Source organism: Rhizorhabdus wittichii (genome assembly GCF_017607425.1).
Taxonomy (GTDB): Bacteria; Pseudomonadota; Alphaproteobacteria; order Sphingomonadales; family Sphingomonadaceae; genus Rhizorhabdus; species Rhizorhabdus wittichii.
Genome location: NZ_CP059319.1, coordinates 1,420,031 through 1,433,944, shown reverse-complemented (window position 1 = coordinate 1,433,944; position 13,914 = coordinate 1,420,031). Strand labels below are relative to the sequence as shown.

Below are 13,914 nucleotides of genomic sequence, written 5' to 3'. Positions count from 1 at the left end.
ATGTGACGGTAACGCAAGACCGTTCAGGCCGCTTTAAGGCGCGATATGCTTGAAAAACCAAGTCGTTCCGCCGATATTGCGCGGAGCGCGGCATTTCGCCGCATCATTGGAGAGTGTTCACACCATGGCAAACTGGTCCGACCCCCGGGTAAATGCCGCGCCCGCCGCGACACGAGCGGGTGTGGCTGACGCAGCCTTTGACGCCGGTCTGCGGTCCTACATGCTCTCGATCTACAATTACATGGCGTCGGGCGTCCTGCTGACGGGCATCGTCGCGCTGCTCTTCGCCGAATCCGGCCTGGCCGCGCAGCTTTTCGTCACGCCGCTCCGCTGGCTGATCGTCCTCGCGCCGCTGGCCTTCATCATGGTGCTGAGCTTCGGCATCAACAAGCTGTCGACCACGGCGGCGCAGGGCCTGTTCTGGGCCTTCGCGGCGGTGATGGGCCTGTCGATGTCGTCGCTGTTCCTGGCCTATACCGGCTCGTCGATCGCGATCACCTTCTTCGCGACCGCGACCGCCTTCGCCGCGCTCAGCCTGTGGGGCTACACCACCAAGAAGGACCTGTCGGGCTTCGGCACCTTCCTGATCATGGGCGTCGTCGGCCTGCTGGTGGCCTCGCTGCTCAACATCTTCTTCAAGTCGCCGGCGCTGAACCTGGCGATCAGCGCCATTGGCGTGCTGCTGTTCGCGGGCCTGACCGCCTATGACACGCAGAAGATCAAGAGCATGTACTTCTACGTCGCCGGCACCGATTTCGCCGGCAAGGCGGTGGTGATGGGTGCGCTCACCCTCTACCTCGACTTCGTCAACATGTTCACCTTCCTGCTGCAGTTCATGGGCGATCGCCGCTGATCCTGACGCAGGTCGGATGACCGAAAGGCCCGGTGGCGACACCGGGCCTTTTTCTTTGCCCGCTTCGCGTTATGGTCCCGGCGATTGGGGGGACGGATGGACTATCTCGGCCTGCGCTTCGACCAGCTCGACGAGGACGCGGTGGTCGCCCGGCTGCGGGCGCGGATGGCGGATGCGCCCTTCGCCTATCTCGTCACCCCCAATGTCGACCATGTCGTGCGGCTGTCGCGGCTGCCCGACGATGCCGGGGAATGGCGCGCCTATCGGCGGGCCGGCTGGCTGCTGTGCGACAGCCGCATCCTGGCGCTGCTCGCCTCCTTCCGAGGCGTCCGCCTGTCGGTTGTGCCCGGCAGCGACCTGACCGCCCGGCTGTTCCGCGACCTTGCCGCGCCGGGGGACCGGATCGCCCTGATCGGCGGGCGGGAGGGCGACCTCGCGCTGCTGGCGCGGCTGCGTCCCGATATCGCCTTCGTCCAGCACGTTCCGCCGATGGGCCTGCGCGACGATCCCGCCGCGCGCGCCGCTGCCGCTCGCTTCGCCATCGACAGCGGCGCGCGCTTCATCCTGATCGCGACCGGATCGCCGCAGCAAGAGCTGATCGCCGCCGAGATGCTCGACCAACCCGATGCGCAGGGCACCGCGCTCTGCATCGGCGCGTCGATCGACTTCCTGGTCGGGCGTGAGAAGCGCGCGCCGCGCTGGATGCGGCGGCTGGCGCTCGAATGGCTCCATCGGCTGCTGTCCGATCCGGCCCGGTTGTGGCGCCGCTACCTGGTCGAAGGACCGCGCATCCTGTGGCTCGCCTGGCGGTTCAGGCGCCCGTCGTCTTCCGATAGGCGGGACGGTCCCTGATCCGCTCGACATAGGCGGCGATGCGGGGATGGTCGGCGATGCCGGGCGCTCCGAACATCGACGCCCAGGCGAGCTCCGCGCCGACATAGACGTCGGCGGCGCTGAACCGATCGCCCAATATCCAGGGACCGGGATCGAGCATCGTGTCGAGCGCGCCCAGCACGTCGGCATAGCTGCCATAGCCCGCGGTCGAGCGCGGCGCCTCGGGCCGCTTCAACATCGTGTCGAGCAGTGCCGGCTCGAACGCCCCGGCAGCGAAGAACAGCCAGCGCAGCCAGGTGCCGCGGCGCGGATCGTCGATGGCGGGCGCCAGCCCCTTCTCGGGAAAGGCATCGGCCAGATAGGCGATGATCGCGCCGGTCTCGGTCACCGTCACGCCGCGATGGACGATCGCCGGCACCTTGCCCATCGGATTGATCGCGAGATAGTCGGCCTGCCGGTTCTCGCCCTTCTCGAAGTCGACGACCGCCAGGCGATAGGGGACGCCGAGCTCCTCCAGCATGAAATGGACCATCTGCGCGCGCGAGCGCGGGTTGCCGTAGAGGACCAGCTCGTCGTTCATGCCAGCTTCTCCCGCAGGAAGGTGATGGTCCGGTCCCAGGCGAGCGTTGCGGCCGCCTCATCGTAGCGCGCCGCCGACGTGTCGTTGTGGAAGGCATGCTGGGTGCCGGGATAGTCGAACCGGCGGACGTCGACATGCGCGGCCTGGAGCGCCTGCACCCAGGGCGCGGCGCCCGCGTTCACCCGGTCGTCGCTGCCCGCATAGTGGAGCAGCATGGCGGCCTTCACCTTCGCGGCGTCGGCGGGCGGCGGGGGCGGGCCGTAGAAGGCGACGGCGGCCTTCAGCGCGGGGCCTGCGGCGACCGCCAGCCGATCGGCCATCGCGCCGCCCCAGCAGAAGCCGACCACCCCGACCTTGCCGCTCAGCAGCTTGTGCGCGGCGAGCCAGTCGATCGTCGCCACCCCGTCGGCGGTGGCGGCGGGAATGTCGAGCGCGGCGATCATCGCGCGCGCCTTGTCCTCGTCGGCGGGGGTGCCGCCCTGCGGCGACAGGAAGTCGAGCGCGACGCCGACGAAGCCGGCGACCGCCAGCCGCCGGGCGACGTCCCTGGTATAGGGCTGCAACCCGCGATTCTCATGGACGACGAGGACGGCGGGCGGCTTCTTCGCATGCTTCTTCGGGATCGCCATATAGCCGAACAGCTGATGGCCGTTGGCGCCCGGCCAATGGACCATCCGCGCGGTCAGCCGCTTATCGTCCTCGGCGATGATCGCGGCGGCGGCGGGATCGGCGGCGATCGTGGCGACCAGCACCTGCGCGGCGGCGGCACCGCCGGCCAGGCGGGTCATGTCGGCCATGAAGGCGCGGCGATCCTGCGCGCCATGGGTGAAGCGGTCGTAGAGCGCGATCGCGCGGGCCTTCAGATCCTCGTCGTCCATGCTGTCGGCCCTTTCATCCTATTGTCCGGCCGGCGGCGTGGCCGGCGGCGGGGGAGGGGTGACCACCGGTGGCGGCACCGCGACGGTGGGCGCCGCGACCGGCACGGCCGGGGCTTCCCTGGCCGCTTCAACGGCCGGGCGGGCTTCCGGTTTCGGCGCGTGGACCACGGCGCCGCCATCCTTGGGCATGCCGGCCGCGTCGCCGGTCGTCGCGTCGATCGCGGTGATCTGGTCGGATCGGTCGACGGGCAGGGCGACGTCGTCGATGCTGGTGGCGATCTGCGGGCCGCCGCTGTCCTCCTCGACCACGGGAGGCTTGTCCTTCCCGCAGCCGGGCAGCGCGATCAGCAGCGCGGCGATCAGAAGCGGACGGCGCATCGGTTCATATCCCATGATAGTCGCGAAACCAGTCGACGAAGCGGGGAACGCCGTCGCTGATGTCGGTGGTCGGGCGGAAGCCCAGGTCGCGCTCGATCGCGCCGATGTCGGCGAAGGTCTCGCGCACGTCGCCGGGCTGCATCGGCTTCATCTCGCGGATCGCCGGGCGGCCGCACGCCGCCTCGATCAGGTCGATCAGCCGGGTCAGCTCCTCCGACCGATGATTGCCGATATTGTAGACGGCGTGGGGCGAGACGCTGCCGCCCGCCTTGGCCTGCCCGTCGTCGGCCGGCGGATGGTCGAGCGCCGCGACGACGCCGGTGACGATGTCGTCGATATAGGTGAAGTCGCGCCGCATCTCGCCGCCGTTGAACACCTGGATCGGCCGCCCCCGCAGGATCGCGTCGGTGAACAGCCACAGCGCCATGTCGGGACGTCCCCAGGGGCCATAGACGGTGAAGAAGCGCAGGCCGGTCTGCGGCAGGCGATAGAGATGGGCGTAGGTCTCGCTCATCAGTTCGTCCGCCTTCTTGGTGGCGGCGTAGAGTGACAGCGGGTGATCGACCCGGTCCTCGACCCGGAAGGGCAGCGTCTCGTTGCCGCCATAGACCGAGGAGGAGGAGGCGTAGACGAGATGCCCGGCCCGGCACTCGCGCGCCAGCTCGAGGATGTTGAGGTGGCCGACGAGGTTGCTCTGCGCATAGGCGCGCGGATTCTCGATCGAGTAGCGGACCCCGGCCTGCGCGCCGAGATGGATGATCCGGTCGATCTCCAGCCCCGCGAGCGCCGCCTCCAGCGCCGCATGATCGGCGAAGTCGCACGGGATGAAGCGATAGCGGTCGCCGCCCTCGGTCGCGACCCTGGCGACCCGGTCGCGCTTGAGCTGGACCGGGTAATAATCGTTGAGATTGTCGATCCCGACGACGCTGTCCCCGCGGGCGAGCAGGCGCAGCGAACAATGCATGCCGATGAAGCCGGCGGCGCCGGTTATGAGAATCGCCATGCCCCGACCTTAAGGCTTCGATAGCGGCAGGAAAACCGATCTTCGAGGCTTCCCATTGCCGCATCGATCCCTATAAGGACGCCTCGCCGGCCATGCTGGGGCGTCGCCAAGTGGTAAGGCAGCGGCTTTTGGTGCCGCCATTCGCAGGTTCGAATCCTGCCGCCCCAGCCAGCGCTTCCTTCCGCCTCGAAACCGCCTCAGCGCGCCGCCGGAGGCGTCAGGGCCGGCAGGACGAAGGTCTCGATCAGTTCGCGCTGGCGAGCGCGGTCGAGGTCAGGCCGTTCGAGTAATATATACTGCACGTATATCAGCCATTCGAGGATGTCGTCATCGCTGAGCTCGGGCCGCAATTCGCCGGTCTCGCGGCCGTGATCGAACACCGGTTTCCACAGGCCGAGCGCGAGCGCATGCTGCGGCCGGCTTCGGTCGAGCCACAAATGCGTCAGGTTGGTTATCGAACTGGCGTCGAGCAGGTCGGCGAGCAGCTCGTTCGAGCGGGTGATCTCGATGGCGGCCAGCGAGCCCTCGATGAACGCCTCGGCAAAGCTGGCGTCGCGGGGGATGCGGGCCCGGTTCGCCTCGACGAAACGAGGAATCTCGTCGTCGATCAGAGCTTCGATCAGGCCGGCCCGCCCTTCGAAGTGGAGATAGAGCAGCGGCCGGCTGATCCCGGCCGCGGCGGCGACATCCTCGACCCTGGTGCGGGCGACGCCATAGCGCTGGAAGCAGGTGCGGGCGGCGTCGAGCACGTTTCGGCGGACATTGGCATTGCGGTTCTTCGCGGCGCTTTTGCTCATGGTCTGCGCTTAACACCCCGATCCTGCATCGTCACGCGCTTCCCATGAAGCGGCAGGCGCTGGGCGGCCGGCATCCAGCATCTCCCGTCCCCTCGACACGACGGCCGAACGGGAACTGACCCCCAGCTTGCGGTAGAGGGTCTTGCGATAGCCCGATATCGTCCCCGGCGAGAGGTCCATTTCCGAAGCGATCTCCCGGCTCGACAGGCCGCCGACGATATGGCGCAGCACCTCCTGCTCGCGCGGCGCCAGCGTCGGAAGCCGGGGCCCGCCGGTCGTCCGGCAAGGCGCGATGCTCCTGCGGGGCGGGATCGCCATGCCACAGTGCCCGATATCCCGACGTCGGGTTTCCAGCGCCCTGATGTCGCGGACCAGGCTGGCGAGCTGGGCCGCGCCCGCGTCGGTGAGCGCGGGCAGAGGTGTAGCGTGGTCGCATGCCAGCCCGTGCCGGACCGACGTCACCAGCGCGGGACAGCCGCCGGTCCCCGCGAGCAGCATATCGACGGCCGGTTCGGACAGTCCGCCGCCGAACAGCTCGCCGATCTCGACGACGGTGAAGGCGAGGTCGTCGGCGTGATGGATGATGCCGTGCCCGCCGAGCATCGCCGTCCATCGGGGCGGCACGGCGCGCGCCGCGACGATCATCCTTGCCCGCATGCCGAGATGCTTGCCGATGGCGCAGGAAAGCCCGAGCAACTCGTCCATGTCCTCGGCCGCGACTTCGTCGACATAGAGCGAGATCGATCCCGCGCGCCGGCAGATCGCGTCGATCGCCGTCAACAAGGCGTCCAGGCCGAAAGCGCGCCGGACCAGCAGTGCGTGCTCTTCCCCGTCGCGCCGGTCGGCCAGCGCGACGCCGAGATAGCTGGCGAGCCCGTCGCTGGCGGCGCGATGATAGAGGTTCAGCCAATAGGCCTGCCGTCCCTCTTCGCGGGCAAGTCCGAAGGCCTGAGCCATCAGGGTCGATTTCCCGAACCCCCGGGATGCGGCAAGCAGCGTCAGCGGACGGGTGGATCGGGACAGCCGCGCCGCCCTGTGGCGCATGATGGCGTTGCGCGGCGGCAGCGGGGGCGTGAGCCTGTAGCGGGATAGGCTGTCCATCTTCTCCAGTCCGTCGTCTCCGTTGCGGTGCGCTGGCCGTGTGGCGAGCGAACGCTTGACATCTGACACAAAGATAAATTATGTCAAATGTCATAAGAAAAAGGAGGGGTGCTTTGATCGGATTCGATCTCGCTGCACGCGACGGCCATGTCGCCGACGGGCCGGATTTCAGGATGCTGATCGGCGGGGAGCTGGTCGCGGGCGTCGGCGTCGTCGACGTGATCGATCCCGCCGACGAGAGCATCGTGGCGCAATGCCCGATCGCGAGCGAGGCCCAGTTCGACCAGGCGGTGGCGGCGGCCCAGGCGGCATTCGGCGAATGGCGGCACGTCCCGCCGGTCGAGCGGGCGCGGATGTTGCGGGCGCTCGGCGCCGCGGTGGCGGCGCGGGGCGAGGAACTGGCGCGGCTGCTGACCCGCGAGCAGGGCAAGACGCTGGCCCAGGCCCGCGACGAGGTTCGCTTCGCATGCGCCTTCGTCGATTATTTCGCCGACAACACCGAGCTGCCGGTGGAGATCCGTCGCGACGACGACGGCCAGCGGATCGAGATCCGCCGCCGGCCGCTCGGGGTGATCGCGGCGATCTGCCCCTGGAACTTCCCGCTGCTGATCACCCTCTACAAGCTGGCGCCTGCGGTGGCGGTGGGCAACACCGTCATCATCAAGCCGGCCCCGACCACGCCGCTCACCTCGCTCCGCATCGGCGAGATCGCGCGCGACGTCTTCCCGGCGGGAGTCGTCAACATCATCGCCGACGACAATCGGCTGGGCCCCGCGATCACGGCGCATCCGGGCATCGCCAAGCTGTCCTTCACCGGCTCGACGCCGACCGGCAAGGCGATCATGGCGAGCGCTGCGGGCACCCTCAAGCGGCTCACCCTCGAACTGGGCGGCAACGACGCGGCGATCGTGCTGGACGACGTCGACCCCGCCGCGATTGCCGAGGCGATCTTCGGTGCGGCATTCGTCAACAGCGGCCAGGTGTGCATCGCGCTCAAGCGGCTCTACGTCCATGCGAGCATCTATGACGAGATGTGCGACCGGATCGCCGCGCTGGCGCGCGCGGCGGTCGTCGGACCGGGGAATGCCGAGACGAGCCAGTTCGGCCCCGTGCAGAACCGCCGGCAATATGACAAGGTCCGAGGCTATATCGACGACGCGCGGCGGCACGGCCGCATCGTCGCGGGCGGCGTTCTTCCGGAAGGCCCCGGCTTCCATGTGCCGCTGACCGTGGTCCGCGACATCGCCGACGGCTGCGCCGTGGTCGACGAGGAGCCGTTCGGGCCGGTGCTGCCGATCATTAGCTACACGGACCTCGACGACGTCGTCGCCCGCGCCAATGCCTCGCCCTACGGCCTCGGCGCGTCGGTCTGGTCGAGCGACGCCGCGCGCGGGGCCGCCGTCGCGCGCCGCATCGAAAGCGGCACGGTCTGGGTGAACCAGCATTGCGCCTTCGGGCCGGACATTCCCTTTCCGCCCGCCAAGGAATCGGGCCTGGGGGTGGAGTGGGGGCGCGACGGCCTGCTCGAATATACCGCGATGCAGGTCATCAACATCAACAAGAGCTGAGCACCTTCGGGCCGGCAAGCCGTCCACGCCGGCTGATCGGCGACCATACCCGAATTATACATATGACATTATTTGATATTTGTTGAAAACCGGAAGGAGAGGCACTTTGCCTGAGTTCGATCTCATCATTCGCGGTGGGATGCTGGTCGATGGAACCAACAGGCCCATGCGTCGCGCCGATGTGGGCATCCGCGGGAATCTGGTCGCCGCGGTCGGTTCGCTGGATGGCCGGACGGCGGTTCGGGAGATCGATGCGGACGGGCGGACCGTCGCGCCCGGCTTCGTCGATCAGCATACCCATTATGACGCCCAGCTTTTCTGGGATCCCTATTGCTCCAATTCGGGCGAGCATGCGACGACGACGGCGGTGACCTCGAACTGCGGGTTCGGGATCGCCCCGTGTCGCGCGGCCGACCGCGAGCGGGTCATGGCGATGCTGGAGAATACCGAGGAGATCCGGGTCGAGCATCTCCGCAGCGCATTGCCCTGGGATTGGGAGACTTGGCCCGAGCTCAAGCGCTCGATGGAGCGGACTCCGAAGGGCATCAACATCACCTCCCTGGTGCCGATGAACCCGCTCATGCTGTGGGCGATGGGCGACGACGCGATCAAGGCCCGCCGGCCGAACGCCGCCGAGATCGACCAGATGCGGGCCATCCTCGGCGAGGCCCTCGATGCCGGCGCGGCGGGCCTGTCGGTATCGCTGATGGGCGACGAGAATACGCATCGCGACAGCGACGGCTCGCCGATGCCGTCCGACGTGATGGAGATCGACGACCTCGCCGCCGTGTGCCGGGCGATGACGGATCGCGGCCGGGGCATGATCCAGACGATGGCGCAGGCCGGCCCGACCGGAGACAGGACCCGCAGCGAGAGGATCGCCCGCGCGACCCGCCGCCCGGTCGTCCACAATTTCTTCATGGCCGGGCCGCAGGGCGACGCCGGATATCGCGAGGATATCGACTGGCTCGACGGGCTCGCCGACGAGGGGCTCGAGATGTGGGCCCATGCGATGGTCTATCCGGCATGGGTGGAAAGCTCGCTGCAGGAATTCAATGCGGCTTTCGGCTCCCATCCCCAGGTCAACCAGATGGCGTTGTGCGCTGGCCCGGAAGAGATCTGCGCGCTGATCGCCCAGCCCGGATATCGCGAGGCGTTCCGGGACAGCTATGATCCGCGGTCCTTCAGCTTTCCCGGCGGCTTCAACGGGATCACCATCCTCGCCGACGACGTGCGCGGTGCCGCCGACGCTTATGCCGGCCGCACCTTGAGCGACATCGCCCGCGACCGGGGCACGTCGGTGGTCGATGCGCTGCTCGACGTCATCCTCGCCGGAAACGGCCGGCTGAACTACCGGACGCAGCCGCTCGTCGGCGGAGATCCCGAACTCTCGCTCAAATATCTCCGCCATCCCCGCGTCCTGGCGGGTGCTTCCGACGGGGGCGCGCATCTCAAGTCGGTCAGCATGGGCTGCTGGACGACGTGGCTGCTGATCGAGTTCGTCCGCAATCGCGGGGCGATGTCGATCGAGGAGATGCACTATCAGCTCAGCTTCAAGCCGGCGCGCGCGCTCGGCTTCACCGACCGGGGCGAGATCGCGGTCGGGAAGGCGGCCGACATCGTCATCTACGACCTCGACGACCTCTATTTCGACGCGGCCCAATATGACCGCGTCTTCGACATGCCCGACGGCGACTGGCGGAAACTCGCTCGCGCCGGCGGCTATTCCTGCATCATAGTGAACGGGGAGATCACCCATGAGAAGGACAAATCCACGGGGGCAACGCCTGGCCGGTACGTCATTCCGGCATGACCGGCGCGGGACCGGGGGAGGCGGCGTGACGCCGGCGTCCCCGGTGCTGGCGAGAACGATCGCCGGGGCCTGCGCGGCACTGCTGGCGACAACCGGCATCGCCTCCACGGCCTTCGCCCAGACCGGCGAGGCCGGCGCCAGCCGGACGATCGAGGAGATCGTCGTCACCGCGCGCAAGCGCGAGGAGAGCCTGCAGACCGTTCCCGTGGCGGTGAGCGCCTTTGGCGCGGCGCAGCTCCAGCGGTACAACATCTCCGACCTGACCAAGCTGGGACAGATGACTCCGCAGCTCTTCGTGTCGGAATCCGCCACCGGCAACAACGGTTCGCTCAGCATCCGCGGGATCGGTTCTAGCAGCACCTCGTCGGGTTTCGACCAGGCGGTGTCGATCGTTCTCGACGGGCTGCAGTATGACAAGGGCGACATCCTCGCGCAGGGCTATTTCGACCTTGCCCGGGTCGAGGTGCTGAAAGGCCCTCAGGCGCTGTTCTTCGGGAAGAACAACAGCGCCGGCGTGGTCTCGCTGACGTCGGCCGATCCCACCTCGAAGACCGAGCTGATCGGCCGCTACGGCCATGAGTTCAAGGCGAACGAGAACTGGTATGAGGGGATCGTCTCGGGACCGATCACCGACACGCTGCTCGGCCGGCTGGCGCTGCGCTACAACACGTTGAGGGGCTTCATCCGGAACACTGCCGGCGCGACGATCGAACCGACGACGGGCGAGACGGTTCCGCCGCCGCGCCGTCGCAACTGGCCGGACAAGAAGGAGTTCCTCGGCAGGCTGACCCTGAAATATGCGCCCAGCGACGCCCTGGCGCTCAAGCTCAAGGTCGGCGGCGCGCATAGCGACACCGCGGGCGGATCGCAGGGCCTCGAACCCTTCTCCTGCGCGGCGCTCGGCCGGTCGCAGGTCGATCCCGGCGAGGATTGCCGCGCCGACTGGAGAATCCGCCAGAACGACGTCCCGCCGTCGATCGCGGCGGTCGAGCCGACCCTGAACGAGGAGGGCGGCCGGCTGTTCAACAAATATCGCGCGGTCAATGCGGTCCTGACGACGACATATGACATGCAGGCGCTCGGTATTCCGGCCCAGCTCACCTCGGTCACCGGCTATGCGAAGTTCAAGCGCCGCGCGCTCTACGATCCCGATTTCACTCAGGCTTCGCTGTTCTTCGGGACCGAGGACGTGAAGAACCGCTCGATCTCGCAGGAACTGCGGATACTCACCGCGCTGGACGGACCGTTGAATGCCATGGTCGGCGGCTTCTATCAGGACACCCATTATTCCTACAGTTCGCCCGACCTGCGGCTGGTGCCGCTGCCGGCCGACCCGGTCACCGGCCGCTACGCCACGATCGCGCGGAGCAGCGTCACCGACGGCTACACCGCCTCCGCGTTCGGCCAGCTCATCTGGAAGCTCACGGACACGGTCGAGTTCACCGGCGGCGCGCGCTATTCGCACGTCGTCAAGGACTCCTACCTGGTCAACGACTATTTCCATTCCTTCACCGCCCCCCTCTGGCGCCCAGTCGGCGACAAGCTGGTCGGGGATTTCAGCGACGACGACATTTCGCCCGAGGCGACCCTGACATGGCGGCCGAAATGGCGGGACGATGCCGATCTCGCGATCTACGGCGCCTATAAGGAAGGCTTCAAGGCAGGCGGTTTCTCCAACAACGGCCTCGCCAGCGCCTCTCAGACCGCGGCCGGCCTGTTGTTCGACAGCGAACGGGTGTCCGGCTTCGAGGTCGGCATCAAGTCGACCTGGCTCGACCGGACCTTGCGGATGAACGCCGTCGCCTACAGCTACAAGTTCCGGGATCTCCAGGTGAACTTCTTCGATTCGGCGACCCTGGCCTATAATCTGCAGAACGCCGCGGAAGCCACGACCAAGGGGGCCGAGCTGGAGGTCGAATGGTTGCCTCCGATCGAGGGGCTCAACCTCCATGGCACGCTGTCGTACAACCGGGCGCGCTACGGCAATTTCATCTCCTATTGCTATACGGGCCAGAGCCTGGCGGCGGGCTGTAACCTGGGCGACGACGGCAAGCCGACGGCGGGCGTCGGCACTCGCCAGGACCTTTCGGGCACGCCGACCCCGCTGGCGCCGCGCTGGACCGCCTCGGGCGGGTTCAACTATGAACAGGGGATCGGCGGCGGCCTGCGCTTTGCCCTGAGCGCGGACGCCAACTACACCGACCATTATCTGTTCAGCCAGTTCGGACGTCCGGACATCGTCCAGAAGAGCTTCTGGCGGCTCGATGCCGGCCTTCGGCTGTTCGAGGAAGGGAGCTGGTGGGAGCTCAAGCTGATCGGGCGGAACCTCACCAACAAATATTTCTACTCGATCACCAGCGTCGATTCGCCGCAGACCGGCAGCGGCACCGGCACGGCGAACGCCGTGCTGGCCGATCAGGTCGGAGTGGCGAACCGGCCGCGCGAGATCGCGATCGAAGTCGTCGCCCGGTTCTGAAGCGATTTTCGATGGTCGGCGGGCCGGGTTGGAAGCAACCCGGCCCGTTCGATTGTCCGGGAATGTCGGGCGGAACCCGTTGGAAGCGGATCAGGCGGTGATCGCCTGCTCGCGCAATTCCCGCTTGAGGATCTTGCCGGCGGCGTTGCGCGGCAGTTCGGGGACGAAGCAGATCCGCTTGGGCCGCTTGAAGCCGGCGAGGCGGCCGGCGCAATGGGCCTGGATGTCCTCCACCGACAGGCTGGAGCCGGCGCGCGGGACGATGAAGGCGGTCACCGCCTCGATCCAGCGGGGATCGGGCAGCCCGATCACCGCGACCTCCGACACCTGCGGGTGGGCGTAGATCGCCTCCTCGACCTCGCGCGAGGAGACGTTCTCGCCGCCGCTCTTGATCATGTCCTTCTTGCGGTCGACGACGGTGATGAAGCCTTCCGCGTCGATCGTCGCGAGGTCGCCGCTGTGGAACCAGCCGCCCGCGAAGGCGGCTTCGCCGAGCTCCGGCTGCCGCCAATAGCCCGACAGCAATTGGGGCGAGCGGTGGACGATCTCGCCGATCTCGCCGGGGGCGACGTCGCGCATCTCCTCGTCGACCACGCGGGTCTGGACGTGGAGCGTCGCGCGGCCGGCCGAGGTCGGCCTGGCCGCATGCTCCTCGGGGCGGAGCACCGTCGCGACCGGGGCGATCTCGGTCTGGCCGTAGAGGTTCCAGAGCCTCAGGCCCGGCAGGCGGGCCTCCATCTCCTCGATCACCGCCGCCGGCATGATCGCGGCGCCGTAGAAGCCGCGCGTCAGCGACGAAAGGTCGTGCGTCTCGAACAGCGGCGATCGCAGCAGCGCGATCCACACGGTCGGCGGCGCGAAGAAGGAGGATATGCGGTGGCGCTCGATCAGCGGAATGACCAGCTCGGGCGCGGGCGATGCCGCGACGACGCTGGTCGCGCCGGCCATCAGCGCGGGGCCGGCCATCGCGTCGAGCGCGGCGCAGTGGAACAGCGGCAGCGCGTGGAGGGCGATGACGTCGGGCGACCAGTCGCAATCGAACAGGCAACTCTGATATTGCCACAGCACGGCGGAATGGCTGAGCATCGCGCCCTTGGGCCGGCTCTCGGTGCCGCTGGTGTAGATGATCTGGAGCAGGTCTGCGCCGTCGGCGCGGTCGCCGGGGGCCGCGCCGGGGACGAGCAGCGCGCGCCAGCCGCGGCATCCGTCGTCGTCGTCCCGGCCGGTGAGGATCAGCATCTCCTCGACCGTGGCGGGCGCGGCCTCGCGGGCGAGCGGGAGCAGCGCGGCGTCGGCGAACAGCAGTCGCGCGCCCGAATGGTCGAGGACATAGGCGACCTCGGCCGGGCCGAGCATCGCGTTGACCGGGACCAGCACCGCCGCGATCCGCGCGACGGCGAAGCGCAGCGCGAGGAAGGCATGGCTGTTGCGCGCGAGGATCGCGACCCGGTCGCCGGCCTCGATGCCGAGCCGCAGCAGGCCTTCGCCCAGTTCGTCGGCCAGCCGATCGAGCTCGGCATAGCTCCAGGCCTCGTCTTCGAAGACCAGCGCCGTCTTGTCGCCATGGCGCGAGGCGGACCGCCGCAGCATCAGCGACAGGGACTGGCTTTGCGGAGGGGCGGCGGGATACATG

General features: G+C 68.1%; 12 protein-coding genes and 1 tRNA gene. 6 read left to right on the top strand and 7 right to left on the bottom strand.

The annotated features are described in order from the left end of the window. Window positions 1-124 precede the first annotated feature (124 nt). Together HRJ34_RS06845 and HRJ34_RS06840 are read left to right on the top strand one after the other, a co-directional pair. Entirely contained in the window at window positions 125-853 is a 729-nt protein-coding gene (locus HRJ34_RS06845) for a Bax inhibitor-1/YccA family protein (protein ID WP_011951696.1), read from the top strand. 96 nt (window positions 854-949) lie between these two features. Further along, window positions 950-1,705, top strand: a complete 756-nt coding sequence (locus HRJ34_RS06840) for a WecB/TagA/CpsF family glycosyltransferase (protein WP_208633680.1) — start codon at window positions 950-952, stop codon at window positions 1,703-1,705. Here the strand turns inward: HRJ34_RS06840 and HRJ34_RS06835 are convergent. Genes HRJ34_RS06835 through HRJ34_RS06820 form a run of 4 tightly spaced genes read right to left on the bottom strand, consistent with a single transcriptional unit; the run spans window position 1,665 to window position 4,526 of the window. Continuing rightward, the gene (locus tag HRJ34_RS06835) at window positions 1,665-2,267 is read right to left on the bottom strand and encodes a glutathione S-transferase family protein (protein ID WP_208633679.1); all 603 of its coding nucleotides are present in this window, start codon (window positions 2,265-2,267) and stop codon (window positions 1,665-1,667) included. The two genes, HRJ34_RS06840 and HRJ34_RS06835, sit on opposite strands and share 41 nt — an antisense overlap. After that, window positions 2,264-3,145 (bottom strand): dienelactone hydrolase family protein, encoded by an 882-nt coding sequence (locus HRJ34_RS06830; protein WP_208633678.1) that lies wholly within the window; start codon window positions 3,143-3,145, stop codon window positions 2,264-2,266. Before HRJ34_RS06830 ends, HRJ34_RS06835 begins: the two co-directional genes overlap by 4 nt. 18 nt (window positions 3,146-3,163) lie before the next feature. Beyond that, window positions 3,164-3,523 (bottom strand): hypothetical protein, encoded by a 360-nt coding sequence (locus HRJ34_RS06825; RefSeq protein ID WP_029994641.1) that lies wholly within the window; start codon window positions 3,521-3,523, stop codon window positions 3,164-3,166. Between the two features lie 4 nt (window positions 3,524-3,527). Further along, entirely contained in the window at window positions 3,528-4,526 is a 999-nt protein-coding gene (locus HRJ34_RS06820) for an NAD-dependent epimerase/dehydratase family protein (protein WP_208633677.1), read from the bottom strand. A 96-nt stretch (window positions 4,527-4,622) separates the two neighbouring features. Between HRJ34_RS06820 and HRJ34_RS06815 the strand changes: the two genes are divergently transcribed. Continuing rightward, window positions 4,623-4,697: transfer RNA gene (locus tag HRJ34_RS06815), tRNA-Gln, on the top strand. A gap of 26 nt (window positions 4,698-4,723) precedes the next feature. On the opposite strand, the gene HRJ34_RS06810 is transcribed toward HRJ34_RS06815, so the two are convergent. Together HRJ34_RS06810 and HRJ34_RS06805 are read right to left on the bottom strand one after the other, a co-directional pair. Next, entirely contained in the window at window positions 4,724-5,323 is a 600-nt protein-coding gene (locus tag HRJ34_RS06810; protein WP_208633676.1) for a TetR/AcrR family transcriptional regulator, read from the bottom strand. A 9-nt stretch (window positions 5,324-5,332) separates the two neighbouring features. Beyond that, window positions 5,333-6,280, bottom strand: a complete 948-nt coding sequence (locus HRJ34_RS06805) for a helix-turn-helix transcriptional regulator (RefSeq protein ID WP_208633675.1) — start codon at window positions 6,278-6,280, stop codon at window positions 5,333-5,335. Window positions 6,281-6,537: 257 nt separating this feature from the next. Between HRJ34_RS06805 and HRJ34_RS06800 the strand changes: the two genes are divergently transcribed. From HRJ34_RS06800 to HRJ34_RS06790, 3 genes are all read left to right on the top strand, one after another. Then, window positions 6,538-7,992: an aldehyde dehydrogenase family protein gene (locus tag HRJ34_RS06800; RefSeq protein WP_226949074.1), complete on the top strand. Its 1,455-nt coding sequence runs from the start codon at window positions 6,538-6,540 to the stop codon at window positions 7,990-7,992. Window positions 7,993-8,158: 166 nt separating this feature from the next. Then, on the top strand, window positions 8,159-9,805 hold the full coding sequence (locus HRJ34_RS06795) for an N-acyl-D-amino-acid deacylase family protein (RefSeq protein ID WP_208633673.1): 1,647 nt from the start codon (window positions 8,159-8,161) through the stop codon (window positions 9,803-9,805). Window positions 9,806-9,830: 25 nt separating this feature from the next. Beyond that, complete coding sequence (locus tag HRJ34_RS06790; protein WP_208633672.1) at window positions 9,831-12,281, top strand: TonB-dependent receptor; 2,451 nt, start codon at window positions 9,831-9,833, stop codon at window positions 12,279-12,281. Between the two features lie 90 nt (window positions 12,282-12,371). Here HRJ34_RS06790 and HRJ34_RS06785 read toward each other — a convergent pair whose 3' ends face one another. Continuing rightward, complete coding sequence (locus HRJ34_RS06785; protein WP_208633671.1) at window positions 12,372-13,913, bottom strand: acyl-CoA synthetase; 1,542 nt, start codon at window positions 13,911-13,913, stop codon at window positions 12,372-12,374. Window position 13,914 lies beyond the last annotated feature (1 nt).

Bases quoted from the DNA above. Each gene is read 5' to 3' on its own strand.
- HRJ34_RS06845 (WP_011951696.1), top strand. From the start codon at position 125: ATGGCAAACTGGTCCGACCCCCGGGTAAATGCCGCGCCCGCCGCGACA.
- HRJ34_RS06840 (WP_208633680.1), top strand. From the start codon at position 950: ATGGACTATCTCGGCCTGCGCTTCGACCAGCTCGACGAGGACGCGGTG.
- HRJ34_RS06835 (WP_208633679.1), bottom strand. From the start codon at position 2,267: ATGAACGACGAGCTGGTCCTCTACGGCAACCCGCGCTCGCGCGCGCAG.
- HRJ34_RS06830 (WP_208633678.1), bottom strand. From the start codon at position 3,145: ATGGACGACGAGGATCTGAAGGCCCGCGCGATCGCGCTCTACGACCGC.
- HRJ34_RS06825 (WP_029994641.1), bottom strand. From the start codon at position 3,523: ATGCGCCGTCCGCTTCTGATCGCCGCGCTGCTGATCGCGCTGCCCGGC.
- HRJ34_RS06820 (WP_208633677.1), bottom strand. From the start codon at position 4,526: ATGGCGATTCTCATAACCGGCGCCGCCGGCTTCATCGGCATGCATTGT.
- HRJ34_RS06810 (WP_208633676.1), bottom strand. From the start codon at position 5,323: ATGAGCAAAAGCGCCGCGAAGAACCGCAATGCCAATGTCCGCCGAAAC.
- HRJ34_RS06805 (WP_208633675.1), bottom strand. From the start codon at position 6,280: ATGGCTCAGGCCTTCGGACTTGCCCGCGAAGAGGGACGGCAGGCCTAT.
- HRJ34_RS06795 (WP_208633673.1), top strand. From the start codon at position 8,159: ATGCGTCGCGCCGATGTGGGCATCCGCGGGAATCTGGTCGCCGCGGTC.
- HRJ34_RS06785 (WP_208633671.1), bottom strand. From the start codon at position 13,913: ATGTATCCCGCCGCCCCTCCGCAAAGCCAGTCCCTGTCGCTGATGCTG.